A 22969-nucleotide genomic window follows, 5' to 3' on the forward strand; every position below is an offset into this window, starting at 1 on the left:
AAACGCCCGGTTACATTCCGAACCCGGAAGCTAAGCCTTACAGCGCCGATGGTACTGCAGGGGGGACCCTGTGGGAGAGTAGGACGCCGCCGAACGATTATTACGGGAAACCCCGCACCATATGGTGCGGGGTTTTCTGCGTTTAGGGCAGGGAGAATCGCCTCCGGCATCCTCGCCGATCAGAGGCGTCCTGCCGACTTCAAGGACAGGTACGTGTCCGCCAGTGCCGGTGCCAGCTCGTCGGGGGTCGCGTCCACGACCGTGACGCCATGACGACGGAGTTGCTCCGCCGTCCGCGCGCGTTCCGTGTGGGCCTGAGCGGCTGCCGCCGCCTCGTAGACCGCGTCGACGTTTCCGCGTGCCTTGGCCATGCCGGCGATGTACGGGTCCGCCACCGAGGCCAGCAGGACCGTGTGCCGCTGGGTGAGTCGTCCCAGGACGGGAAGCAGGCCCTCCTCGATGGGGGCCGTGTCCAGGGTGGTGAGGAGGACGATCAACGAGCGGCGGGGGGCCGCCCGGAGGGCCGTCGCGGCGAGGCCCCGGGCGTCGGTTTCGACGAGTTCCGGTTCCAGCGTGGCCATGGCGTTGACCAGGGACGGCAGCACGTCGCCCGCCGTGCGGCCCTGGACGAGGGTGCGGACCCGGCGGTCGTAGGCGAGGAGGTCGACGCGGTCGCCGGCGCGGGAGGCCAGGGCGGCCAGGAGCAGGGCCGCGTCCATGGAGGCGTCGAGGCGGGGGGCGTCGCCGACGCGGCCCGCGGAGGTGCGGCCGGTGTCGAGCACCAGGAGGATGTGCCGGTCGCGTTCCGGACGCCAGGTGCGTACCGCCACCGCGGACTGGCGGGCCGTCGCACGCCAGTCGATGGAGCGGGTGTCGTCCCCCGGGACGTATTCCCGCAGGCTGTCGAACTCCGTGCCCTGACCCCGGGTGAGCACGCTGGTGCGGCCGTCCAGTTCGCGCAGGCGGGCCAGCTTGGAGGGCAGGTGCTTGCGGCTGGTGAACGGGGGCAGGACGCGGACCGTCCACGGGACGTTGTGCGTTCCCTGGCGGGCGAACAGGCCGAGTGGGCCGTAGGAGCGGATGGTGACGCGGTCGGCGTGGCGGTCGCCCCGACGTGTGGGGCGCAGGAGAGTCGTGATGCGCCGGCGTTCGCCCGGGGGCACGGTCAGTCGGTGACGGGAGGCCGCGACCTCCGTGCCGGGCTGCCAGCTGCTCGGGGGCCAGGCGTCGCGGACGCGGGCGCGCAGCGGACGTCGAGACGGATTGGTGAGCGTCAGCGTCACGTCCGCGGCGTCGCCGAGGCGTACGGAGGTGTCGCCGGAGCGGATGAGGCCGAGCCGGCGGACGGGAGCGGCCAGGGCGTAGTCGCATGCGCAGGCGAGGGCCAGGGGAGCGTTGACCGCGAGGATGCCCGTCCAGCCGGGTTCCCAGATGCCGACGGGGAGGGAGCCGAGGGCCGCGAGCAGGGCGGCGCGTCCGGTGGGTGCCATCAGCGGGGGACCGGGACGTGGGCGAGGATCGCGTTGATGACCGAGTCGGTCGTGACGCCTTCCATCTCGGCCTCCGGGCGGAGCTGGACGCGGTGGCGCAGTGTGGGCAGGGCGAGCGCCTTGACGTCGTCGGGGATGACGTAGTCCCGGCCGGTCAGCCAGGCCCAGGCGCGGGCCGTGGCGAGCAGGGCGGTGGCTCCGCGGGGGGAGACGCCGAGGGTGAGGGACGGCGACTCGCGGGTGGCACGGCAGATGTCCACGACGTAGGCGGTGATCTCGGGGGAGACGGTCGTCTCTGCGACCGCGCGGCGGGCCGCTTCCAGGTCGGCGGCGTTCGCGACGGGGCGTACGCCGGCGGCGCGCAGGTCGCGCGGGTTGAAGCCCCCGGCATGACGGGTGAGGACGTCGATCTCGTCCTGCCGGGAGGGCAGCGGGATGGTGAGCTTCAGGAGGAAGCGGTCCAGCTGTGCCTCGGGGAGGGGGTAGGTGCCCTCGTACTCGACCGGGTTCTGCGTCGCGGCGACCAGGAAGGGGTCAGGCAGGGGGCGGGGGGTGCCGTCGACCGTGACCTGGCGTTCCTCCATGGCCTCGAGGAGGGACGACTGGGTCTTGGGGGGTGTGCGGTTGATCTCGTCCGCGAGGAGGAGGTTGGTGAAGACCGGGCCGGGCTGGAAGGAGAACTCGGCGGTGCGGGTGTCGTAGACGAGGGAGCCGGTGACGTCGCTCGGCATCAGGTCCGGGGTGAACTGGACGCGCTTGGTGTCGAGCTCCAGGGCGGCGGCGAGGGCGCGGACGAGGAGCGTCTTGGCGACGCCGGGGACGCCTTCGAGGAGGACGTGGCCGCGGCAGAGCAGGGCGACGACGAGGCCGGTCACCGCCGGGTCCTGGCCGACCACGGCCTTGGCGATCTCGGCGCGCAGGGCTTCCAGGGAGGCCCGGGCGGCGGCCGGGTCCCCGGTGTGCGCGGCGTTGTCAGTGGTCGGGTCCATCATGGACGGCGTACCTCTCTTTCGAGGGCGTCGAGTCGGTCGGCGAGGGTGATCAGGCCTGCGTCGTCGCCGGGCGGCGGGCCGAACAGGAGAGCGTGCAGGGACCGCCTGCCGCCGTGCAGGTGGGCGGAGAGTGCGGGGAGCAGGGCCTCGGGCGCGTGCGCCTGGGTGACGGGGACGCCGACGAGGGGGGCGAGGCGCGTGCGGGTGGCGGAGCGGAGAGCGGCGGCGGCGCGGTCGCGGGCGTTCGCCCTGCGGTAGAGGCGGGCGCGGCCTTCGACGGTCTCGGAGGCGCGGATCGCCACGGGGAGTCCTTCGGGCACGAGGGGGCCGAGCCGGCGTGCCCGCCACAGGGCGGCGACGCCGGCCGCGACGAAGAGTTGCAGGGTGCCCCAGAGCCAGCCGGAGGGGAGCAGGTCGAACAGGCCGCGCTCGCCCTCTTCGGCGGCGGAGGTGTCGGCGAGCGAGGGGAGGTACCAGACGAGATGGGGGCGGGAGCCGAGGAGTTGCAGGGCGAGCGAGGCGTTGCCGTGCTCGTCGAGGCGGTCGTTGAAGAGGATGTCGGGAGCGCCGAGGACGACGGTGTCGCCGCTGCCGGTGGGCGCCGGGAAGCGCACCAGGGTCGCGAGGCGTTCGCTGGGGTAGCACTCGTCCGCGTCGACGTGGGTGGTGGTGTAGCGCAGGCCGCCCGTGTCGGCGGTGCCCGCGCGGCGGGCTGCGGGCAGCTCGCAGCCGGGGGAGAGTGTGGAGTCGAGGCTGGTGGCCGGGGCGGCGGTGACCCCGGGGGCGAGCCGTTCGACGGATGCGCTGCCGGACGCGACCAGGACGGTGCGGCCGCCGGAGTCGACGAACGCCGAGTGGAGACCGGACTGCTGACGGGGGGTCAGGCGGTCGGGGCTGGAGACCAGGAGGGTGGTGTCGGGGCCGACGGCGGCCGCCACCTCCTCCAGGGTGGTGACCACGCGCGTGTCCACTCCGCGGTCGGCGAGGAGTTCGGCGACGGCGCGGCTGCCGTAGGGGTCGGCGGAGCGCGGGTCGAGTTCGCCGTGGCGGGCGTCGGAGCGGACGACGGCGATCACGACCGCCGCCACGAGCAGCAGCAGCACCGCCAGGGCGACGCCTCGCGCGCGGGTCCACGCCTGGCGGGCGGTGGGCGAGGCCGACGTGGACGGGAGTGTGGCCTCGGTCGTCATCCGGTGGCTCCCCCGGGGGTGTTGTGGCCCGTGCCGCCGGTGCCGCTGCTCGCGAGCTGCGGTCTGCTGCGTTCCAGGTCGCGGTCGAGTTCGGCGATCAGCAGGTACGCGTGTTCCGTCGCGGCCCGGCCGCCGTATGTGACGTCGTCGAAGCCGCGGGCCGCGGTGTGCAGCCGGGTGGTGTGGTCCGGCAGGACGCGGCCGGCTTCCGCGGCGGCCTCGTCGGCGGTGCGGCCGGGGCGGAGGTCGAGCAGGGCGCGCTCCTCCAGGGCGCGGACGATGGCCCGCATGCGCTCCTGGACGGCCTGGTTCCAGTGGCCCTGGGCTGCGTGCGCCTCGGCCGCGGCGCGGTGGTCGGCGGCGCTGCGCGGGCGGTCGTCGAACAGGGCGGCGGAGGAGGTGGGCCGACGGCGCGGGGTGCCCAGCCGCCACCACAGGGCCGCCAGGACGGCGATCACGGCCGCGATGACGACGACCAGTCCCAAGGTGCCGCCGGGGGCCGCCGTGGAGGCGGTGTCGAGCAGATCGCCGACCCACCTCCAGAAGGCGTTGAGGGCCCGCTGGAACCAACTGGGGTCGTTCTCGTGGTACAGGTTCCTGGACAGTTCGCGCCGGGCCGCCTCCCGTGCGGGGTCGCGCGGGGTGGTGAGGGGCGGCTCGTCGTCGCCCAGCAGCGTGTGCAGGGTCCTGCCGGCGGCCCCGGGCAGTGCCTGTACCGATGTGGTGAGAACTCCCCCCGTGGTGTTCACCGCATCAGCTCCCCGGGGTGGTGCCGGTGCCGTAGCCCTGGATGCCGGCGGCGCGGGCCAGTTCGAGGTCGAGGGCCTCGCGGCGGATGCGCTGGTCGATGTACAGCAGCACGGTGACGCCGGCCGTGATCGGGAACGTGATCATGGAGCCGATCACCGAGCCGATACCGCTGACGACGAGGAACGTCCAGCCGAGGTCGCCGCCGGCGCTGTTGAGGAAGCCGGTGACGCCGTCCCCGCTGAGGGCCGAGGCGAGGAAGGTGAACGGGATGACGATGATCGACGCGACGACGTTCGCGATGATCGTCGCGAGCAGTTGGATGCCGAACACCCGCCACCAGGAGCCGCGCACGAGCTTCGCGGAGCGGCTCATCGCCTTCAGGATGCCCTGCTTCTCGAGCATGAGCGTGGGCGAGGCCAGGGTGAAGCGGACCATCAGCCACACGGCGAGGACACCCGCGCCGATGATGCCCAGGGCGGTCAGCGCGACGCCCGCCTCGGGGCCGGCCGCCGCGGTCACGAGGATGCCGGGCAGCGCGCCGGCGACGACGATGCCGACGGCGATGAGCAGCAGCAGGCAGATCAGGCCGAACAGCTTCAGGACCTGGGGACGGGCGTCGCGCCAGGCCTCGCCCGTCGTGACCGACCTGCCGAGCACCGCGCGGCTGGTGACGGTCGTGAGCAGGGCGGTGGCGGCGACGGTGCCGACCAGGGTGACCAGGAAGACGACCCCGGAGTTGAGCAGGGCCTCGCCCAGGGCGCGGGTCAGCTCGCCGAGGGTGGCGCTGGGGTCGTCGAGGGCCTCGCTGCTGGAGGTGTCCAGCAAGAGCCCCTGCAACAGGACGACCACGATCTCGGTGAGGACCGCGACGGTCAGCGAGATGCCGAGGACCGTGCGCCAGTGGGTGCGCATGGTGGAGACGGCGCCGTCGAGGATCTCGCCCACGCCCAGCGGTCGCAGCGGGATCACACCGGGCTTGGCGGCGGGCGGCGGGCCGCCCCAGCCGCCTCCCCAGGCACCGTGTCCGCCGGGGCTGCCGTAGGCGCCGCCCCAACCGCCGGGGGCGCCCGGGCCACCGGGGGGCTGGGCGCCCCAGCCGGGGCCGGGAGGCGGGGGCGGGGGCGCCTGGCCGGGGCCCGGCGGGGCCGCCGGACCGGTGGGCGCGGACCACTGGCTGGGCGGCGGCTGTTCCTTGGACCACTTCACGCCCGGGTCCTGTGGGGCCCGGCCCTGGTCGCCCTGCTGCTCCGGCTGCTGCGGCCGGTCGGCGGGCTGGTCGGGATCCGGGCGGTCGGCGGGCTGGTCGGGCCTCGGGCGGTCGGCGGGCACGGCAGGGCCGGACGTGCCCGGCTCCTGTCGGTCGGACGGGGCGGATCCGGGCGAGGCCCAGCCCGGAGTGTCGTTCATCGTCGCTCCTTCACGGTGCCCGTCCGCGGTCGCGGCGGCAGGTTGGCTGCCATCGTGCCATGGGGTGGTCTTGGGGGGACGTGCCGAGGTAAGGGCTGCGTACCTTCAATTGTCCGCTCGATAAGGGGCAGACTGACCGCATGGCTGATCAGTACGCGCACAGCGGCGACAACAAGCGGCCGACCGAGATCCCGGCGATCCGCTGGGAAGAGCCGCCGGAGGGCCCCGTCCTGGTCGTGCTCGACCAGACGAGGCTGCCGGCCGAGGAGGTGGAGCTGGTCTGTACGGATGCGTCCGCGCTGGTGGAGGCGATCCGTTCGCTCGCCGTGCGCGGTGCGCCGCTCCTGGGCATCGCGGGGGCGTACGGTGTCGCGCTCGCCGCCGTGCGGGGCTTCGAGGTGGACGACGCCGCGGACGCGTTGGAGAGCGCCCGGCCCACCGCGGTGAACCTCGCCGTCGGGGTGCGCAGGGCGCGCTCCGCCTACCATGTCGCGCTCGCCCGCGGCGGTGACCCGCGGCAGGCGGCCGGGGCTGCGCTGGCCGCGGCGCGGCAGCTGCACCGGGAGGACGCCGAGGCCAGCGCCCGCATGGCGGAGCACGGGCTGGCGCTGCTGGACGAGCTGCTGCCGGGCGGCGGGCATCGGATCCTCACGCACTGCAACACCGGTTCGCTGGTGTCGGGCGGGGAGGGCACGGCGTTCGCGGTGGCACTGGCGGCGCACCGCTCGGGGCGGCTGCGGCGCCTGTGGGTGGACGAGACGCGTCCGCTGTTCCAGGGCGCCCGTCTGACGGCGTGGGAGGCGGCCCGCAGCGGCATGGCGTACACCCTGCTCACCGACAACGCGGCGGGATCGCTGTTCGCGGCGGGCGAGGTGGACGCGGTGCTGATCGGGGCGGACCGCATCGCGGCCGACGGGGCGGTGGCGAACAAGGTCGGCAGCTATCCGCTCGCGGTGCTCGCGCGGTACCACCATGTGCCGTTCATCGTGGTGGCCCCGGTCACGACGGTGGACCCGGAGACTCCGGACGGGGCGTCCATCGAGGTCGAGCAGCGTCCCGGCCACGAGGTCACGGAGGTCACGGCACCCCAGGTCCCGGCTGCCGGGACGGAGGCGGGAGGCGGCATCCCGGTGGCCCCGCTGGGGACGCAGGCGTACAACCCGGCGTTCGACGTGACACCGCCCGAGCTGGTGACGGCGATCGTCACCGAGGAGGGTGCCGTCTCGCCCGTGACGGCTCAGGCCCTGGCCGAGCTGTGCGCCCGGTCGCGCGCGGTGACGAGCGGTTGAGGACGCCGTACCAGTCCTTCCGGGCGGCCTTCGGGTCCGCGGGAGCGGGCGCCGGTGCCCTCCGGCGGGCGGGGCTGCGGGCGAGGGCAGACAGTGACACCCTCGTACGACTATGGTCACGAGGCAGTGACGTGCCTCACCTGCGTCTTCGCCGCTGTTATGAGAATGGGATGATGTCGTTTATGAAGGGACGAGTCCTTGTCGTCGACGACGACTCCGCACTGGCCGAGATGCTCGGCATCGTGCTGCGCGGTGAGGGTTTTGAGCCGTCTTTCGTAGCCGACGGCGACAAGGCGCTGGCCGCCTTCCGTGACACCAAGCCCGATCTGGTGCTGCTGGACCTGATGCTGCCCGGCCGGGACGGCATCGAGGTGTGCCGCCTGATCAGGGGGGAGTCCGGGGTGCCGATCGTGATGCTCACGGCCAAGAGCGACACCGTCGATGTCGTGGTCGGACTGGAGTCCGGCGCCGACGACTACATCGTGAAGCCGTTCAAGCCCAAGGAACTGGTCGCCCGGATCCGGGCGCGGCTGCGCAGGTCGGAGGAGCCTGCCCCCGAGCAGCTCGCCATCGGCGACCTCGTCATCGACGTGGCCGGGCACTCCGTGAAGCGGGACGGGCAGTCCATCGCGCTGACCCCGCTGGAGTTCGACCTGCTGGTCGCGCTGGCCCGCAAGCCCTGGCAGGTGTTCACCCGCGAGGTGCTGCTCGAGCAGGTCTGGGGCTACCGCCACGCCGCCGACACCCGCCTGGTGAACGTGCATGTGCAGCGGCTGCGCTCCAAGGTCGAGAAGGACCCGGAGAAGCCGGAGATCGTGGTGACCGTTCGAGGCGTCGGTTACAAGGCAGGGCCGAGCTGACATGTCCGGGGACAGTGCCGCTTCGGCGCCCGGCCGTTCCGGGGGCCGTCCGAAGCGGCCTGTCGGCCGGAGGACGGCGGGCTCCCGCTGGGGCCGTCTGCTCGAGGACGGACTGCTCCAGGGCGGGGTCCAGGGCAGCCCGGTCATCCGTCTGTTCGTGCGCTGGGTGCGCCGGCCACTGCTGCCCGTCATGCGGCTGTGGCGGCGCAACATCCAGCTCAAGGTCGTCGTCACCACCCTGCTGATGTCGCTGGGCGTTGTCCTGCTGCTGGGCCTGGTTGTCATCACGCAGATGCGCAACGGCCTGCTGGACGCCAAGGTGAAGGCGTCGCAGAGCCAGGCCACGGGCGGGTTCGCGGTGGCCGAGCAGAAGGCCGACGAGGCCGCCAGCGTGACCGGCACCGACGGCACCACCGCGGACGGGCGGCCCTCGCAGAGCGTCATCCAGTGGATGAGCGACCTCGTCGAGTCGCTCTCCAGCGGTGGCCAGGGCGCCTTCGACGTGGTCACGCTGCCCGTGGGCGGCGAGAGCGGCAGCGGGCGCGGCCCCCGCGCCTCGGGACACGTCGATCCGTCGCAGAGCGTGCCGAGCGCCCTGCGCGAGCGGGTCGACACCGACACCGCGGCGGCACAGAGCTACACGCGGATCGTCTACAGCAACGGCCAGGCGTCCCAGCCCGGACTGGTCATCGGCAAGCAGGTCAGCGACCCCAACGGCGACCCGTACCAGCTGTACTACCTCTTCCCGCTCACCCAGGAGGAGAAGTCGCTGAGCCTGGTCAAGGGCACCCTGGCGACGGCCGGGCTGTTCGTCGTGGTCCTCCTCGGGGCGATCGCCTGGCTCGTGGTGCGGCAGGTGGTGACGCCGGTACGGATGGCGGCGGGGGTGGCCGAGCGGCTGTCCGCGGGCCGACTCCAGGAACGTATGAAGGTCACCGGCGAGGACGACATCGCGCGGCTCGGCGAGGCGTTCAACAAGATGGCGCAGAACCTCCAGCTGAAGATCAGTCAGCTGGAGGACCTGTCGCGGATGCAGCGCCGCTTCGTGTCGGACGTGTCGCACGAGCTGCGGACGCCGCTGACCACCGTGCGGATGGCGGCCGACGTCATCCACGAGGCGCGCGAGGACTTCGATCCGGTGACCGCGCGGTCCGCCGAACTGCTCGCCGACCAGTTGGACAGGTTCGAGTCGCTCCTCGCCGATCTGCTGGAGATCAGCCGCTTCGACGCGGGTGCGGCGGCCCTGGAGGCGGAGCCGATCGACCTGCGGGAGGTCGTGCGGCGGGTGGTCAGCGGGGCGGAGCCGCTCGCGGAGCGCAAGGGATCGCACATCAGGGTCGTCGGCGACCAGCAGCCCGTGGTCGCCGAGGCGGACGCGCGGCGCGTGGAGCGGGTGCTGCGCAACCTGGTGGTCAACGCCGTGGAGCACGGAGAGGGCAACGACGTCGTCGTCAAGCTCGCCGCGGCGGGCGGCGCGGTCGCGGTCGCGGTGCGGGACTACGGCGTGGGGCTCAAGCCGGGAGAGGCGACGCGGGTCTTCAGCCGCTTCTGGCGGGCCGACCCGGCACGCGCGCGTACCACCGGTGGGACGGGCCTCGGGCTGTCCATCGCCCTGGAGGACGCGCGGCTGCACGGCGGCTGGCTCCAGGCGTGGGGCGAGCCGGGTGGCGGCTCGCAGTTCCGGCTGACGCTGCCGCGGACCGCGGACGAGCCGCTGAGGGGGTCCCCGATACCGCTGGAGCCCAAGGACTCGCGGCGCAACCGCGGACTCGACGACGCCGGTCTACAGCGCGGCGGCAGCGACGGCGACAAGCGCGCGACGGTACCGGCCCAGCCGGCGGACACGGACACCTCCGCCCGCGCGGCGCGCGACCCGCTGGCCGCGCGGCCGGGGACGGTGCCTCCCACGGCCGATCCGACGGCGCTGCCCGGGAACGGGGCGCGGGTCGTGGCCCGGCCGGGTGCCGACGGACGCGCGGAGTCGTCCCTGGGAACCGGTGCCGGTGCCTCGGGGTTCTCCGGGGCGCCTGCGGCTTCCGGAGCCTCGGGGGCCGCCTCCGGGGCGGGCACGCCCGGCACCGCGCGGGACTCCGGAAGCGGCGGGGCACCCCTGGCCGACGGAGGTGCCGGGCCGAAGAGGGCCGACGAGGCGAACCGGGGTGACGAGGCGAAGTGGGACGAGCGATCCGCTTCGGGGCCGGCACGTGCGCCGCGGGAGCGCCGGGCGGGCGAGGCGGACAGGGAAGGTGAGACGTCGCGTGGGCGGTGAGCGGGTGAGGCGCGGTCGGGGGACGCCGCCCCGGGCGGTGGCGTACGCCACCGCGGGGGCCGTACTGCTGGCCGGGTGCGCCTCCATGCCCGACAACGGGGACCTGCGGAGAGTCGAATCCACGCCGCGCCAGGACGCGCAGGTGCGGGTGTTCGCCATGCCGCCGAGCCAGGACGCGACGCCCACGGAGATCGTGCAGGGCTTTCTCGAGGCGCTGACCAGTGACGATCCCCGTTACAGGACGGCGCGCCAGTATCTGACCCCCCAGGCCGCGAAGACCTGGCGGCCCGAGCTGTCCACCACGGTGCTGGCGGACGGGCCGGGCGCCCAGGCCGGCAGTCCGGGCCGGGAGGAGAGCCACGAGGTGTCCTTCACGCTGACCGGCACGAAGGTCGCCATGGTGGACGCGGAGCAGTCGTACGCGCCCGCCTCCGGGCCGTACAACAAGCTGGTGCACCTCACACAGGACCCGAAGAGCGGGCAGTGGCGCATCGACGGGGTGCCGCAGGGCGTTGTCATGGGCCAGTCGGACTTCCAGCGCAACTACATGTCCGTCAACAAGTACTACTTCGCCTCGAACACGGGGTCGGCGAGCACGGGCGGGCCGCCGACCGCGGTGGCCGATCCGGTCTACGTACGCAGCCATGTGGACCCGACGACCCAGATGGTGCGTTCGCTGCTGAACGGGCCCACCACCTGGCTGGCCCCCGCCGTCCGGTCCGGTTTCCCCGCGGGCACGGCGCTGCGCAAGGGCACCGGGACGCTGACGCCCGACGAGCGGGGCAGGCTGACCGTTCCGCTCAACGACCGGGCGGCCGACGTCGGCACCGACCGGTGCGAGGAGATGGCTGCGCAGCTGCTGTTCACACTGCGTACTCTCAGCCCGGCGGTCGAAGAGGTCGACCTGCGGGCCGACGGCAGGCAGCTGTGCTCGCTCAGCCGCGGCGGCGCCGAGACGGTGGCCTCGCGGGGCTCGATGCACCGCCCGGAGTATCTGTACTTCGTTGATGACAGGGACCGGGTGGTGCGGATCGCCGCGGGCAGCAGCGGCACCGAGCCGGACCCGGTGCCGGGGGCGCTGGGCGACGGCGACAAGGCGCTGCGGTCGGTGGCGGTCGCGCGCGACGAGCGCACCGCGGCCGGGGTCGGCATCGACGGCAGGCTCCTGTACGTCGGGGCTCTGGTGTCGGGCGGCTCGCTCGGGGAGCCCGTGCTGCAGAGCCGGGGCAAGACCGAGGAGGACCGTCTGACCGCGCCCAGTTGGGACGCGCAGGGCGGCCTGTGGGTGGCCGACCGCGATCCCGCCGCTCCCCGGCTGCTCCTCCTCGAGGAGGGTGCGGACGAACCGCTGACCGTGCGGACGCCGGGGCTGGACGGGCGGATCCAGTCCGTCCGGGTGGCTGCCGACGGGGTGCGGATCGCGCTCGTCGTGGAGCAGGGCGACAAGCGCTCGCTGCTGGTCGGGCGCATCGAACGCGGTGGCCCGGACGGGAAGACGGGTGGACGGCCGGCGGTCACCGTGCGCGAACTGCATTCGCCGACTCCGGAGTTGGAGCAGGTGACGGCCATGTCGTGGGCCGGGGACAGCCGGCTCGTGGTGGTCGGGCGCGAAGAGGGGGGCGTGGAGCAGATGCGGTACGTCGAGGTCGACGGCTCCACGCCGGACGTCCCGGCGCCCGCCGCCCTGACCGGCGTGAAGGAGGTCACCGCCGCGGAGCACGACAGCCTGCCGCTGGTGGCCTACTCGGTGGACGGGATCGTGCGGCTGCCCTCGGGCGACCAGTGGCAGAAGCTGACGAAGGGGACGGCGCCGGTGTATCCGGGCTGAGGCCGCGGCCTCACCCCGGCCTCGGTCCCGGCTGCCATACCGGCCTTGGTGGCCTCGGTCCCGGCACCGGTGCCGGGACCGGTCCGGTCCGCGGTCCCCTTCCCCGGTTCTGTCTCCGGCCCTCTCTCGTGCCCGGGTTCCGGCCGGCCCTCTCTCGCCTGCCCGGCCACGGCACCGGTTCCGTGGCCCGTCACGCGTATGAACGGGTTGTCCACAGGGGTTTTCCACAGGGCTGGCCGGGCCGGGCGTGCGCGGGCAGAGTGGGGCCATGCGCGGGTGGTGGCAGGACTTCGGCGACCTGGTGCTGCCGGCCGAGTGCGGTGGGTGCGGCAGACCCCGGACCGTGCTCTGCCCACGTTGCCGTACGGCGCTGGGCGGGGCCGTGCCGCGCCGGGTGCGGCCGGAGCCGGCGCCGGCCGGGCTGCCGGTCGTGCACGCCGCGGCGCGGTACGCGGACGAGGTACGTGCGGTGCTGCTCGCCCACAAGGAACGCGGTGCCCTGGCCCTCTCCGGCCCGCTCGGCGAGGCACTGGCGGGCGCGGTGCGGGCGGGCCTGCGGGAGGCCGGCCGTCTCGGCGCCGGTCCCGCCGGCCCCCGCGGCGCCGTGCTGCTCGTGCCCGTGCCCTCCGCGCGGCGGGCCGTACGGGCGCGCGGGCATGATCCGGGGCGGCGGATCGCCCTGGCCGCGGCCGGTGAACTCCGGCGCTGCGGGGTACCCGCTCGAGTGCTTCCCGCGGTGCGGCAGCGGCGGCGGGTGGCCGACCAGTCGGGGCTCGACTCCCGGCAGCGGCTGGCCAATCTCGCCGGTGCCCTGGCGGTGGCCCCCGGCTGCGGCCGACTGCTCCGCGCGGGCCCGGTGGTGATCGTCGACGACCTGATGACCACGGGGGCCTCGCTGGCCGAGGCCGCGCGGGCGGTGCGGGCGGCGCTGCGGGCCCCGGGGCCGGAAGTGAGCGGTGGTTCGAGCAATTCGGTGCCCGCGCCCGTGTACACGGGTGAGACATGGGAAGGCAGAGGGGAACAGCGGCCGGGGCCAGGGCAGGAGAGGACGGGGCGGCATGCCGGCCGGGCGGGGACGGCGGACGCGTGCGGCGCCGACGAGGGGCCGTTGTGCGCGGCGGTCGTCGCGGCACCGCCGGACACTTTCGAAATAAACGGGCACTGACCGAGAACTTGCGTAGTTGCAGGTAATGAGAGGACCAATTCACCTGAATGGAGGTACGGCGCAGTAGAGGGTGACGCCATCCGTCCGGGCGAGATATGTTCGGTTGTGAGGGAAAGCCGCAGGCCACACCTCTCCAATGCGGATGCCGTGCCGTGGGGTTTTCGCTATCACCCGCGCCGGTGGAGTGGAGATCTCGCCCACGGGGGAGGAGGTGGAAGTCACCGAGTCCGAGGTTCCGGGACTCACCGGAGCCTGGTGCAAAAGGGAGATGCTCCGCCACGAGGCGGAGCGATCCGGGAACGGAGTTCTGCGTGGACATCGTCGTCAAGGGCCGCAAGACCGAGGTGCCCGAGCGGTTCCGGAAGCACGTGGCCGAGAAGCTGAAGCTGGAGAAGATCCAGAAGCTCGATGGCAAGGTGATCAGCCTCGACGTCGAGGTGTCCAAGGAGCCCAACCCCCGACAGGCCGACCGCTCCGACCGAGTGGAGATCACGCTCCGCTCCCGCGGTCCGGTGATCAGGGCGGAGGCGGCGGCGAGCGACCCCTACGCGGCGCTCGACCTGGCAGCGGAAAAGCTGGAAGCCCGGCTGCGCAAGCAGCACGACAAGCGTTTCTCAAGGCGCGGGGCACGGAGGATCTCGGCCGCTGAGGTCCCCGACCACGTCCCCGGCGCGGCGACACTCAACGGCACTGGCGCCCTCTCACTCGAGGAAGAGCGGGATGCAGTCCCCACCAGGAAGATCGGCTCGCTGGAGGTACAGGGTGACGGCCCCCTCGTCGTCCGCGAGAAGACCCATGTGGCCGCTCCCATGACCCTCGACCAGGCGCTTTACGAGATGGAGCTGGTCGGGCACGACTTCTACCTCTTCGTCGACTCCGAGACCAAGGAACCGAGCGTCGTCTACCGACGGCACGCCTACGACTACGGCGTGATCCACCTCAGGACCGACACGATGGTCGCCCAGACGCATTCCCCCGAGGCGGGCGGGACGCTCGGCGGCTGACCGGCCTGCCGGGCGAGAGCTGATCCGGTGCCCCTGGTGCGCGTGTGCGCCCCCAGGGGCACCGGTGTGCGACCCCTTCGCCCCGCAGCTGTCACCCCGGTGACGTCCGGGCATGGAATCATGGCGGCAACGGCTCAATCGGTGGGCCGTTGCCTTGGGTTGGCGATGGCTCAGGACCGCGGGCCGCAGCCTTCAGGGGGAGGAACGATGGCGGACAGCTTGGGACCGATGCGTGACGAGGATGCCGACGGCGGCGTCGTCGGCATGGGCCCGGACGCGGACTCTCCACGCAAGGAGCCGATCAGAGTCCTTGTGGTGGACGATCACGCCCTGTTCCGTCGTGGACTGGAGATCGTGCTCGCGGCCGAGGAGGACATCCAGGTCGTCGGAGAGGCCGGCGACGGCGCCGAGGCCGTGGAGAAGGCGGCCGACCTGCTGCCCGACATCATCCTGATGGACGTGCGGATGCCCAAGCGGGGTGGTATCGAGGCGTGCACCTCCATCAAGGAGGTCGCCCCCAGCGCCAAGATCATCATGCTGACGATCAGCGACGAGGAGGCCGACCTCTACGACGCGATCAAGGCGGGGGCGACCGGTTACCTCCTCAAGGAGATCTCCACGGACGAGGTGGCCACCGCCATTCGCGCGGTGGCCGACGGCCAGTCACAGATCAGCCCGTCCATGGCGTCCAAGCTGCTGACCGAGTTCAAGTCGATGATCCAGCGCACCGACGAGCGCCGTCTGGTGCCCGCTCCCCGGCTGACCGACCGCGAACTCGAAGTCCTCAAGCTGGTGGCCACGGGCATGAACAACCGTGACATCGCCAAGGAGCTGTTCATCTCCGAGAACACCGTGAAGAACCACGTGCGCAACATCCTGGAGAAGCTGCAACTGCACTCCAGGATGGAGGCGGTGGTCTACGCGATGCGGGAGAAGATCCTCGAGATCCGGTGACGGCCCGGTGCTCATGCGAGGGCGCGGGCGAGCTCCAGGACCAGCGGCTCGCGCAGCTCCGGGGCCTCCACCCGCTCCACGCGCACGTTCGTGCAGTCCACCCAGCCCGCCGCCTCCACCAGAGCCCGGGCCACCGCCGGGACCGCCTTCCGGTCGTCCAGTGTGACCTGCCTGGCCACCAGGGTGCGGCCCTCGCGGGCCGGGTCGACCCGGCCCACCAGCCGGCCACCGGCCAGTACGGGCATCGCGAAGTAGCCGTACACCCGCTTCGGTTTGGGGACGTAGGCCTCCAGGCGGTGGGTGAAGCCGAAGATCCGCTCCGTACGGGCCCGTTCCCAGATCAAGGAGTCGAACGGGGAGAGCAGGGTCGTACGGTGACGCCCGCGCGGGGGTGTCGCCAGGGCCGCCGGGTCGGCCCAGGCCGGTTTGGCCCAGCCCGCCACGCCGACCGGGACGAGGCCCGAGTCGGCGATCACCGCGTCGACCTGCTCGCCCTTGAGGCGGTGGTAGTCGGCGATGTCCGCGCGGGTGCCGATGCCGAGTGACTGGCCGGCCAGGCGCACCAGGCGGCGCAGGCACTCGGTGTCGTCCAGCTCGTCGTGCAGCAGCTCAGCCGGGATCGCGCGCTCGGCCAGGTCGTAGACCCGCTTCCAGCCGCGGCGCTCGACGCACACCACCTCGCCGTGCATCAGGGCGCGCTCGACGGCGACCTTGGCACCCGACCAGTCCCACCAGTCACTGGTGCGCTTGGCGCCGCCCAACTCGGTCGCGGTCAGCGGGCCTTCCGCCCGCAGCTGCTTGACGACCTGCTCGTAGACGCCGTCCGGGAGCTCGTGGCCCCACTGCGGGCGGTTGCGGTAGGCGCGCCGGCGGAACGCGAAGTGGGGCCACTCCTCGACGGGGAGGATGCAGGCCGCGTGCGACCAGTACTCGAAGGCGTGCGGCGGCTGGGAGCCGGTCTTCCAGTACGCCTCCTCGACCGTCCTGCGGCCCACGGCGCCGAGGCGGGCGTAGGGGACGAGCTCGTGGGAGCGGGCGAGGACGGAGATGGTGTCGAGCTGCACCGCCCCGAGGTGGCGCAGCACGCCCCGCACGCCCGAGCGGCGGTCGGGGGCGCCGAGGAAGCCCTGGGCCCGCAGGGCGATGCGGCGGGCCTCGTCCGCCGAGAGTTCCGTGTCCGGGCGCGGGAGGGTCGTCATACGTCCGCACGATAGAGGGCGGCACTGACAACGGCGGTCGGGGCGGTGGCCCCCCGGGCCGTCCGGTGGCGGGGTCGCGCACCAGCGGCACGCCACCGCCGCCGCAGACGACGACGGTGTCCTCGCCGAGCAGGGCACGCGGACGTCACGTCCGCGCCGGTACGTACGGTGCCGTCGACGGCAGACCCAGGTCGGACGGGAGCAGGGAGCCGATCCAGCAGTCCCGCAGCACGCCCTTGTTGTTGATCGCGGAGCGCAGGGTGCCCTCGATGGTGAAGCCCGCGCGCTCCGCCACCGCGCGGGAGGCGCGGTTGCCCACCTCCGCGCGCCACTCCACGCGGTCGAGCGACATCGTGGTGAAGGCCCAGCGGACGGCGAGGACGGCGGCCTCGGTGGTGTAGCCGTGGCCGCGGTGCTCCTTGGCGCCCCAGAACCCGATCTCCCCCGCGCCCGGGGACCGCATGGTGATGCCGAGCATGCCCGCGAGCTCCCCGGAGGCGAGGAAGACGCCGAAGGTGAACATCGAACCGTTCGCCCAGCCGTCGGGCACCATCTGCTCGGTGAAGCCCCGCGCGTGCTCGGGCAGGTAGGGAGCGGGGATCGTGGTCCACCGCTGGATGTCCGGATCCTGGCAGGCGGCGAGGACGGCGGCGGTGTCCTGCGAGCCGACCGCGCGCAGCACGAGACGGTCGCCGGTGAGCGTGACGGGTTCCATCGGCCGATTCTGCTCACGGGGTGGGCGACGGCGCCATTCGTTTCGCCGCCCGTGAAGGGACGATCACCCTTCGCGCAATCAACCGGCCGGTCCCGGCACCAACCGAAGGGCCCGGACGTTGGACTCTTCGAAACAGGTGTGGAACAGAAACGCGGCAGCGGACGGTCGCGGTCCCGGCAGGTCTCCCGGCGTGGTGGGGTCCTCGCATACGATGGCCGTTGCTCTGTCTGTGAAATGGCAACCGACCGTCCCAGGCCCGACCGGCAAGGAGACCAACCCCCGTGTCCGTCCTCTCGAAGATCATGCGTGCAGGCGAAGGCAAGATCCTGCGCAAGCTGCACCGCATCGCGGACCAGGTCAACTCCATCGAAGAGGACTTCGCAGACCTCTCCGACGCCGAGCTGCGGGCCCTCACCGATGAGTACAAGCAGCGGTACGCCGACGGTGAGAGCCTGGACGACCTGCTCCCCGAGGCGTACGCCACTGTGCGTGAGGCCGCCAAGCGCGTGCTGGGCCAGCGGCACTACGACGTCCAGATCATGGGTGGCGCCGCGCTGCACATGGGGTACGTGGCCGAGATGAAGACCGGTGAGGGAAAGACCCTCGTCGGCACGCTCCCCGCGTACCTGAACGCCCTGTCCGGTGAGGGCGTCCACATCATCACGGTCAACGACTACCTGGCCGAGCGCGACTCCGAGATGATGGGCCGCGTCCACCGCTTCCTGGGGTTGAGCGTCGGCTGCATCCTCGCCAGCATGACCCCGGCCCAGCGCCGCGAACAGTACGCCTGCGACATCACGTACGGCACGAACAACGAGTTCGGCTTCGACTACCTGCGCGACAACATGGCGTGGTCGAAGGAGGAACTCGTCCAGCGCGGCCACAACTTCGCGATCGTGGACGAGGTCGACTCCATCCTCATCGACGAGGCCCGTACGCCGCTGATCATCTCCGGCCCGGCCGACCAGGCCACCAAGTGGTACGGCGACTTCGCCAAGCTGGTCAAGCGCCTCAAGCGCGGTGAGCCCGGCCAGCCGCTCAAGGGCATCGAGGAGACCGGCGACTACGACGTCGACGAGAAGAAGCGCACCGTCGCCATCCACGAGTCCGGTGTCGCCAAGGTCGAGGACTGGCTGGGCATCGACAACCTCTACGAGTCCGTCAACACCCCGCTCGTGGGCTACCTGAACAACGCCATCAAGGCCAAGGAGCTCTTCAAGCGCGACAAGGACTACGTGATCATCGACGACGAGGTCATGATCGTCGACGAGCACACCGGCCGTATCCTCGCGGGCCGCCGCTACAACGAGGGCATGCACCAGGCGATCGAGGCGAAGGAAGAGGTGCCGATCAAGGACGAGAACCAGACGCTCGCCACGATCACGCTCCAGAACTTCTTCCGCCTCTACAAGCGCCACGACCACGACGGCAAGGAAATGCCGGGCCTGTCCGGCATGACCGGTACGGCGATGACCGAGGCGGCCGAGTTCCACCAGATCTACAAGCTCGGCGTGGTCCCCATTCCGACCAACCGGCCGATGGTCCGCAAGGACCAGTCGGACCTCATCTACCGCACCGAGGTCGCCAAGTTCGAGGCGGTCGTCGACGACATCGAGGAGAAGCACCGCAAGGGCCAGCCGATCCTCGTCGGCACCACCTCGGTGGAGAAGTCCGAGTACCTCTCGCAGCAGCTCAGCAAGCGCGGCATCCAGCACGAGGTGCTGAACGCCAAGCAGCACGAGCGCGAGGCGCAGATCGTCGCCCAGGCCGGCCGCAAGGGCGCCGTCACCGTGGCCACGAACATGGCCGGCCGTGGTACGGACATCAAGCTCGGCGGCAACCCCGAGGACCTCGCCGAGGCGGAGCTGCGTCAGCGCGGCCTCGACCCCGAGGAGCACATCCAGGAGTGGGCGCACGCCCTGCCCGAGGCGCTGGAGCGCGCCGAGGCGGCGGTCAAGGCCGAGAAGGATGAGGTCGAGCGGCTCGGCGGCCTCTACGTGCTCGGCACCGAGCGGCACGAGTCGCGGCGCATCGACAACCAGCTCCGCGGTCGTTCCGGCCGTCAGGGCGACCCGGGCGAGTCCCGCTTCTACCTCTCGCTCGGCGACGACCTGATGCGTCTGTTCAAGGCCCAGATGGTCGAGCGCGTGATGTCGATGGCGAACGTCCCGGACGACGTGCCGATCGAGAACAAGATGGTCACCCGCGCGATCGCCTCCGCGCAGTCGCAGGTCGAGACGCAGAACTTCGAGACCCGTAAGAACGTCCTGAAGTACGACGAGGTCCTCAACCGCCAGCGCGAGGTCATCTACGGCGAGCGGCGCCGCGTCCTGGAGGGCGAGGACCTGCACGAGCAGATCCAGCACTTCATGGACGACACGATCGACGCCTATGTGCAGGCGGAGACCGCCGAAGGCTTCCCCGAGGACTGGGACCTGGACCGGCTGTGGGGCGCGTTCAAACAGCTCTACCCGTGCAAGGTCGGCATCGAGGAGCTGGAGGAGGCGGCCGGCGACCGCGCCGGGCTGACCGCCGAGTTCATCTCCGAGTCCATCAAGGACGACATCCGCGAGCAGTACCAGACGCGTGAGGGGCAGCTCGGCTCCGAGATCATGCGTGAGCTGGAGCGCCGGGTCGTGCTGTCGGTGCTGGACCGCAAGTGGCGCGAGCACCTCTACGAGATGGACTACCTCCAGGAGGGCATCGGCCTGCGCGCCATGGCCCAGAAGGACCCGCTGGTCGAGTACCAGCGCGAGGGCTTCGACATGTTCACCGCGATGATGGACGGCATCAAGGAGGAGTCCGTCGGCTACCTGTTCAACCTGGAGGTCCAGGTCGAGCAGCAGGTCGAGGAGGTCCCGGTCGAGGACGCCAAGCCGGTGGCCGACCTGGAGAAGCAGGACGCGGTGCCCGCGCAGGCGGGTGCGCGCCCGGAGATCCGTGCGAAGGGGCTCGACGTCCCGCAGCGGCGGAACCTGCACTTCTCCGCGCCTACCGTGGACGGCGAGGGCGGCACCATCGAGGGCGAATTCGCCGGTGACGAGGAGCCGGTGCGCTCGGAGGCCGACGGCCTGACGCGCGCGGAGCGCCGCAAGCAGGCGCGGGGTGGGCGTCGCCGCAAGAAGTGAGTCGCTCCGGGAGGAGCGCGACAGCGACGGCCGGGGGCCGGGCACCGTGGGGTGCCCGGCCCCCGGCCGTGTGGCGGCACGTCTCCCGGCTGGGTGCCGGGGGCCGACGGGTCTTCGGGGGACAGGGCGGCCAGGGACTCCGCGCGTGGTGTCAGCGGGGTGGGCCGGCGTGTGGGGCGGGGGTGCCCAGTTCCACGGCGGTGCAGCGCCAGCGCAGGTCCCTGCCGCGTTCCAGGCGGAAGGCCATGGCCCGCAGCCGGTCGCCGGCGCCGATGCGGGCGAACACCTCGATGGCGCCCTCGCGGGGAACGTAGTAGCCGATGTCCCGCACGACCGGGCGGGCGCCCCGGGTGCGCAGGGGCCGGAACTCGGCGAGCCGGACCAACTCGTCGTAGGCCCGGCCGGCCGTGTGCCGCAGCATCGCGTGCACGGGCCGCTGACCGCTCAGGACGGCGAGCAGCAGCTCGGCGAAGTGATCGGTGGGCCGGAAGGGCGGGACGGGACGGCAGGGGGCCGGGGCGGGGGGACGCGGGGCGGCGGCGGGCGCGGTTCCCGCGGTCTGCCCGCCGGTGCTCGACGTGGGGGTACGGGCGGCGTCCCGGCCGGCGCGGGTCGGGATGGCCCGGGAGGCCCGTACGGACGCCCGCTCGGTGGCCGCCGGCGCGGGGGCCTGGGGGCGCCGTGGTGGCGTGGTGCCGCCCGGGCGGCGGGGGTCCCGGCGGGCGGGGGGCCGGGTGGTGGCGCGGTGCTGTGTCCTGGTCATGACCTTGTGCATGGGGACCCCGTTCGACGGGCCCGGGAGTCGTCGCCGGCCGCGAGGGCCAGGGATACCGGGCGGTAACTTCGTGGTTGGGGACCTTGTACGGGGCCGGGCGGAGCGACGGCAAGCAGGGCGGGAGCGCGTCGGTGCCGCCGCAGGATTCACTTATCCGGGTGATCGGCGCGCCCGCGAGCCCGTACCGGCGGGGGCGCACCGGGTGAATCACGGGCCGGCAGTGGACGCGGCGGAGGGGGTGGACGGGAACTCGATGGGGGACCCCCGCACGTATCCTGAAGGCGCTCCGGGTCCGGATCGGTCCAGCAGCCGGCACCGGGAGCGGCGGCACCCGGTGGAGAACCCGAAGGTCCTGAAGACCCCCGAGATCACGAAAGCGGCCGACATGCGCGTCTACGTCCCCCTGACCCTTCCCGGTCTCGCCGCGGCGTACGAGTCGGGCGAGCTGGGGGACGGGCCGTTCCTCGCGTACGCCGTGACGCCCGCGCTGCGCGAGTGGTACCTCTCCGACGACATCGAGGAGCTGGAGTACGCCGCGCTGAGCCGGGCCGCGTTCGCCTCCCTGCGACTGCTGGCGGCGGATGCCGACGCGCCGCGGCGCCGGGTCGTGGTCGCCGCGGACGTGCCCGACAGGGCGGCCTCCGCCGACCCCGGCCGGGGGCTCGACCCGGCCGGGGTCGGTGAAGTGCGGGTGGCCGGGCCCGTACCGCTGGTCAGGGCGGCCGCGGTGCACGTGGACGCGGCGGACGCGGAGACGGACGTTTCGGCGGCGGCCCGGGCGCTGCCCGCGGCGGACGGCGGGGACGACGACGGGCAGTTCGTCGTGGACGGCGCGGAGGACCACGAGCTGCTGTGGTACGCGACCCAGGAGATCCCCAACCTGGTGGGCCGGGAGGGCTGAGCGCGGTCCGGTCGGTCCGGGAGAGCGGTGACGGCGGCCCGTCCCTCTCCTCGATGTCGTCGGCGACGGGTACTTTTCATGGGCATGGGGATGCAGAAGGACGCGCACATCGTCTGGGACTGGAACGGAACGCTGTTCCACGACCTGGACGCGATCATCGGGGCGACGAACGAGGCGTTCGCCGAGCTGGGGCTGGAGCCGATCACGCTGGAGCGGTACCGGGAGCTGTACTGCGTGCCGGTGCCGAAGTTCTACGAGCGGCTGATGGGGCGGCTGCCCAGCGACGCCGAGTGGGAGCTCATGGACGCGACCTTCCACCGGTACTACACCGAGCACCGGGTGCGGTGCGGGCTGGCCGAGGGTGTGGTGGAGCTGCTGGCGCAGTGGTCCTCGGCGGGGCGCAGCCAGTCGATCCTGAGCATGTACGGGCACGACGACCTGGTTCCGCTGGTGCGCGGCTTCGGCATCGAGACGCACTTCGTCCGGGTCGACGGGCGTACCGGGCCCTCCGGGGGGAGCAAGGCGGAGCACATGGTGCGTCACCTCGGCGCGCTGACCGGCGTGGACCCGGCGCGCACGGTGGTGATCGGCGACGCCGCGGACGACGCGCTGGCCGCGCGGCACGTGGGGGCGCAGGCCGTCCTCTACACCGGCGGCTCGCACAGCCGCGGCAGCCTGGAGGCGGTGGGCGTGCCGGTCGTCGACACCCTGGAGGAAGCCGTCGCGGAGGCGGCCCGCCTGGCGGCGTGAGCCGGGCCGGCCCCGGGCCTTCGCCCGTCGGTGTGCCCCGCCCCCAGCGGCAGCGGCATGGGCACTGTGCAGAACGTCAAACTTCCCGCCCCGGTTTTGTACACATACGGCTCATGACGGCGCCCCTGTAAGGAGCGATAGCCTGGTGGCGTGATCAGCGCGATATTTCGCGGGGACATCGGCGTCCCCGTTGTGCGCCCGGAGAGCACGGACGACATCCGTGACCGGGCGGCGGTCGCTGATTTTCGCGGGCGGGACGGGGACCCGAGGGTACCCGGGACGCGGAACACTCACCGGACACAC

General features: G+C 72.6%; 18 protein-coding genes and 1 rRNA gene. 11 read left to right on the forward strand and 8 right to left on the reverse strand.

Annotation, left to right across the window (positions count from 1 at the left end):
* A 5S ribosomal RNA gene (gene rrf / locus ACFYOV_RS14255) occupies nt 1-95 on the forward strand; the annotation flags it as partial.
* Between the two features lie 84 nt (nt 96-179).
* Here rrf and ACFYOV_RS14260 read toward each other — a convergent pair.
* The 5 genes from ACFYOV_RS14260 to ACFYOV_RS14280 are packed head-to-tail and all read right to left on the reverse strand — an operon-like array spanning nt 180 to nt 5829.
* Nucleotides 180-1490, reverse strand: a complete 1311-nt coding sequence (locus tag ACFYOV_RS14260) for a DUF58 domain-containing protein (protein ID WP_389087120.1) — start codon at nt 1488-1490, stop codon at nt 180-182.
* Nucleotides 1490-2479 (reverse strand): AAA family ATPase, encoded by a 990-nt coding sequence (locus ACFYOV_RS14265; protein WP_389087123.1) that lies wholly within the window; start codon nt 2477-2479, stop codon nt 1490-1492. Before ACFYOV_RS14265 ends, ACFYOV_RS14260 begins: the two co-directional genes overlap by 1 nt.
* On the reverse strand, nt 2479-3672 hold the full coding sequence (locus ACFYOV_RS14270; RefSeq protein ID WP_389087125.1) for a DUF4350 domain-containing protein: 1194 nt from the start codon (nt 3670-3672) through the stop codon (nt 2479-2481). The genes ACFYOV_RS14265 and ACFYOV_RS14270 overlap by 1 nt, the downstream gene beginning before the upstream one ends.
* A complete protein-coding gene (locus tag ACFYOV_RS14275) occupies nt 3669-4421 on the reverse strand; it encodes a DUF4129 domain-containing protein (protein WP_389087128.1) in 753 nt (250 codons plus the stop codon). The genes ACFYOV_RS14270 and ACFYOV_RS14275 overlap by 4 nt, the downstream gene beginning before the upstream one ends.
* A 4-nt stretch (nt 4422-4425) precedes the next feature.
* Nucleotides 4426-5829: a glycerophosphoryl diester phosphodiesterase membrane domain-containing protein gene (locus ACFYOV_RS14280; RefSeq protein ID WP_389087130.1), complete on the reverse strand. Its 1404-nt coding sequence runs from the start codon at nt 5827-5829 to the stop codon at nt 4426-4428.
* A 140-nt stretch (nt 5830-5969) separates the two neighbouring features.
* Here ACFYOV_RS14280 and mtnA point away from each other — a divergent pair, with 140 nt between their 5' ends.
* From mtnA to ACFYOV_RS14315, 7 genes are all read left to right on the forward strand, one after another.
* Nucleotides 5970-7118 (forward strand): S-methyl-5-thioribose-1-phosphate isomerase, encoded by a 1149-nt coding sequence (gene mtnA / locus ACFYOV_RS14285; RefSeq protein ID WP_389087133.1) that lies wholly within the window; start codon nt 5970-5972, stop codon nt 7116-7118.
* 170 nt (nt 7119-7288) lie between these two features.
* A complete protein-coding gene (mtrA, locus tag ACFYOV_RS14290) occupies nt 7289-7978 on the forward strand; it encodes a two-component system response regulator MtrA (RefSeq protein WP_389087135.1) in 690 nt (229 codons plus the stop codon).
* Nucleotide 7979: 1 nt separating this feature from the next.
* The gene (gene mtrB, locus ACFYOV_RS14295; protein ID WP_389087138.1) at nt 7980-10247 is read left to right on the forward strand and encodes an MtrAB system histidine kinase MtrB; all 2268 of its coding nucleotides are present in this window, start codon (nt 7980-7982) and stop codon (nt 10245-10247) included.
* A complete protein-coding gene (locus ACFYOV_RS14300) occupies nt 10237-12075 on the forward strand; it encodes an LpqB family beta-propeller domain-containing protein (protein WP_389087140.1) in 1839 nt (612 codons plus the stop codon). The genes mtrB and ACFYOV_RS14300 overlap by 11 nt, the downstream gene beginning before the upstream one ends.
* 268 nt (nt 12076-12343) lie before the next feature.
* Nucleotides 12344-13240, forward strand: coding sequence for a ComF family protein (locus ACFYOV_RS14305; RefSeq protein WP_389087143.1), 897 nt, complete (start codon nt 12344-12346; stop codon nt 13238-13240).
* A gap of 311 nt (nt 13241-13551) precedes the next feature.
* Complete coding sequence (gene hpf / locus ACFYOV_RS14310; RefSeq protein ID WP_389087145.1) at nt 13552-14244, forward strand: ribosome hibernation-promoting factor, HPF/YfiA family; 693 nt, start codon at nt 13552-13554, stop codon at nt 14242-14244.
* 207 nt (nt 14245-14451) lie between these two features.
* On the forward strand, nt 14452-15198 hold the full coding sequence (locus tag ACFYOV_RS14315) for a response regulator (protein ID WP_389087148.1): 747 nt from the start codon (nt 14452-14454) through the stop codon (nt 15196-15198).
* Between the two features lie 11 nt (nt 15199-15209).
* On the opposite strand, the gene ACFYOV_RS14320 is transcribed toward ACFYOV_RS14315, so the two are convergent.
* Together ACFYOV_RS14320 and ACFYOV_RS14325 are read right to left on the reverse strand one after the other, a co-directional pair.
* Complete coding sequence (locus ACFYOV_RS14320) at nt 15210-16397, reverse strand: winged helix-turn-helix domain-containing protein (protein WP_389087150.1); 1188 nt, start codon at nt 16395-16397, stop codon at nt 15210-15212.
* A 145-nt stretch (nt 16398-16542) separates the two neighbouring features.
* Nucleotides 16543-17112 carry a GNAT family N-acetyltransferase gene (locus ACFYOV_RS14325; protein WP_389087152.1) on the reverse strand — a complete coding sequence of 190 codons (570 nt, stop codon included), beginning with the start codon at nt 17110-17112 and terminating at the stop codon, nt 16543-16545.
* A gap of 281 nt (nt 17113-17393) precedes the next feature.
* On the opposite strand from ACFYOV_RS14325, the gene secA reads away from it, so the two are divergent.
* On the forward strand, nt 17394-20240 hold the full coding sequence (gene secA, locus ACFYOV_RS14330; RefSeq protein WP_389087156.1) for a preprotein translocase subunit SecA: 2847 nt from the start codon (nt 17394-17396) through the stop codon (nt 20238-20240).
* Nucleotides 20241-20391: 151 nt separating this feature from the next.
* Here secA and ACFYOV_RS14335 read toward each other — a convergent pair whose 3' ends face one another.
* On the reverse strand, nt 20392-21015 hold the full coding sequence (locus tag ACFYOV_RS14335; RefSeq protein ID WP_389087157.1) for an Rv3235 family protein: 624 nt from the start codon (nt 21013-21015) through the stop codon (nt 20392-20394).
* Nucleotides 21016-21400: 385 nt separating this feature from the next.
* On the opposite strand from ACFYOV_RS14335, the gene ACFYOV_RS14340 reads away from it, so the two are divergent.
* Both ACFYOV_RS14340 and ACFYOV_RS14345 read left to right on the forward strand, forming a co-directional pair.
* Nucleotides 21401-21916, forward strand: a complete 516-nt coding sequence (locus ACFYOV_RS14340; RefSeq protein WP_389087904.1) for a DUF6912 family protein — start codon at nt 21401-21403, stop codon at nt 21914-21916.
* Nucleotides 21917-22000: 84 nt separating this feature from the next.
* Complete coding sequence (locus ACFYOV_RS14345) at nt 22001-22666, forward strand: HAD family hydrolase (protein ID WP_389087160.1); 666 nt, start codon at nt 22001-22003, stop codon at nt 22664-22666.
* The last annotated feature ends 303 nt before the right edge of the window (nt 22667-22969 follow it).

It is taken from the genome of Streptomyces sp. NPDC005931, from assembly GCF_042871235.1.
In the GTDB taxonomy this organism is placed as follows: Bacteria; Actinomycetota; Actinomycetes; order Streptomycetales; family Streptomycetaceae; genus Streptomyces.

Bases quoted from the DNA above. Each gene is read 5' to 3' on its own strand.
- ACFYOV_RS14270 (WP_389087125.1), bottom strand. From the start codon at position 3,672: ATGACGACCGAGGCCACACTCCCGTCCACGTCGGCCTCGCCCACCGCC.
- ACFYOV_RS14260 (WP_389087120.1), bottom strand. From the start codon at position 1,490: ATGGCACCCACCGGACGCGCCGCCCTGCTCGCGGCCCTCGGCTCCCTC.
- ACFYOV_RS14315 (WP_389087148.1), top strand. From the start codon at position 14,452: ATGGCGGACAGCTTGGGACCGATGCGTGACGAGGATGCCGACGGCGGC.
- ACFYOV_RS14335 (WP_389087157.1), bottom strand. From the start codon at position 21,015: ATGCACAAGGTCATGACCAGGACACAGCACCGCGCCACCACCCGGCCC.
- ACFYOV_RS14325 (WP_389087152.1), bottom strand. From the start codon at position 17,112: ATGGAACCCGTCACGCTCACCGGCGACCGTCTCGTGCTGCGCGCGGTC.
- mtnA (WP_389087133.1), top strand. From the start codon at position 5,970: ATGGCTGATCAGTACGCGCACAGCGGCGACAACAAGCGGCCGACCGAG.
- ACFYOV_RS14265 (WP_389087123.1), bottom strand. From the start codon at position 2,479: ATGGACCCGACCACTGACAACGCCGCGCACACCGGGGACCCGGCCGCC.
- ACFYOV_RS14340 (WP_389087904.1), top strand. From the start codon at position 21,401: ATGCGCGTCTACGTCCCCCTGACCCTTCCCGGTCTCGCCGCGGCGTAC.
- ACFYOV_RS14320 (WP_389087150.1), bottom strand. From the start codon at position 16,397: ATGACGACCCTCCCGCGCCCGGACACGGAACTCTCGGCGGACGAGGCC.
- mtrA (WP_389087135.1), top strand. From the start codon at position 7,289: ATGATGTCGTTTATGAAGGGACGAGTCCTTGTCGTCGACGACGACTCC.
- ACFYOV_RS14305 (WP_389087143.1), top strand. From the start codon at position 12,344: ATGCGCGGGTGGTGGCAGGACTTCGGCGACCTGGTGCTGCCGGCCGAG.
- ACFYOV_RS14280 (WP_389087130.1), bottom strand. From the start codon at position 5,829: ATGAACGACACTCCGGGCTGGGCCTCGCCCGGATCCGCCCCGTCCGAC.
- mtrB (WP_389087138.1), top strand. From the start codon at position 7,980: ATGTCCGGGGACAGTGCCGCTTCGGCGCCCGGCCGTTCCGGGGGCCGT.
- ACFYOV_RS14345 (WP_389087160.1), top strand. From the start codon at position 22,001: ATGGGGATGCAGAAGGACGCGCACATCGTCTGGGACTGGAACGGAACG.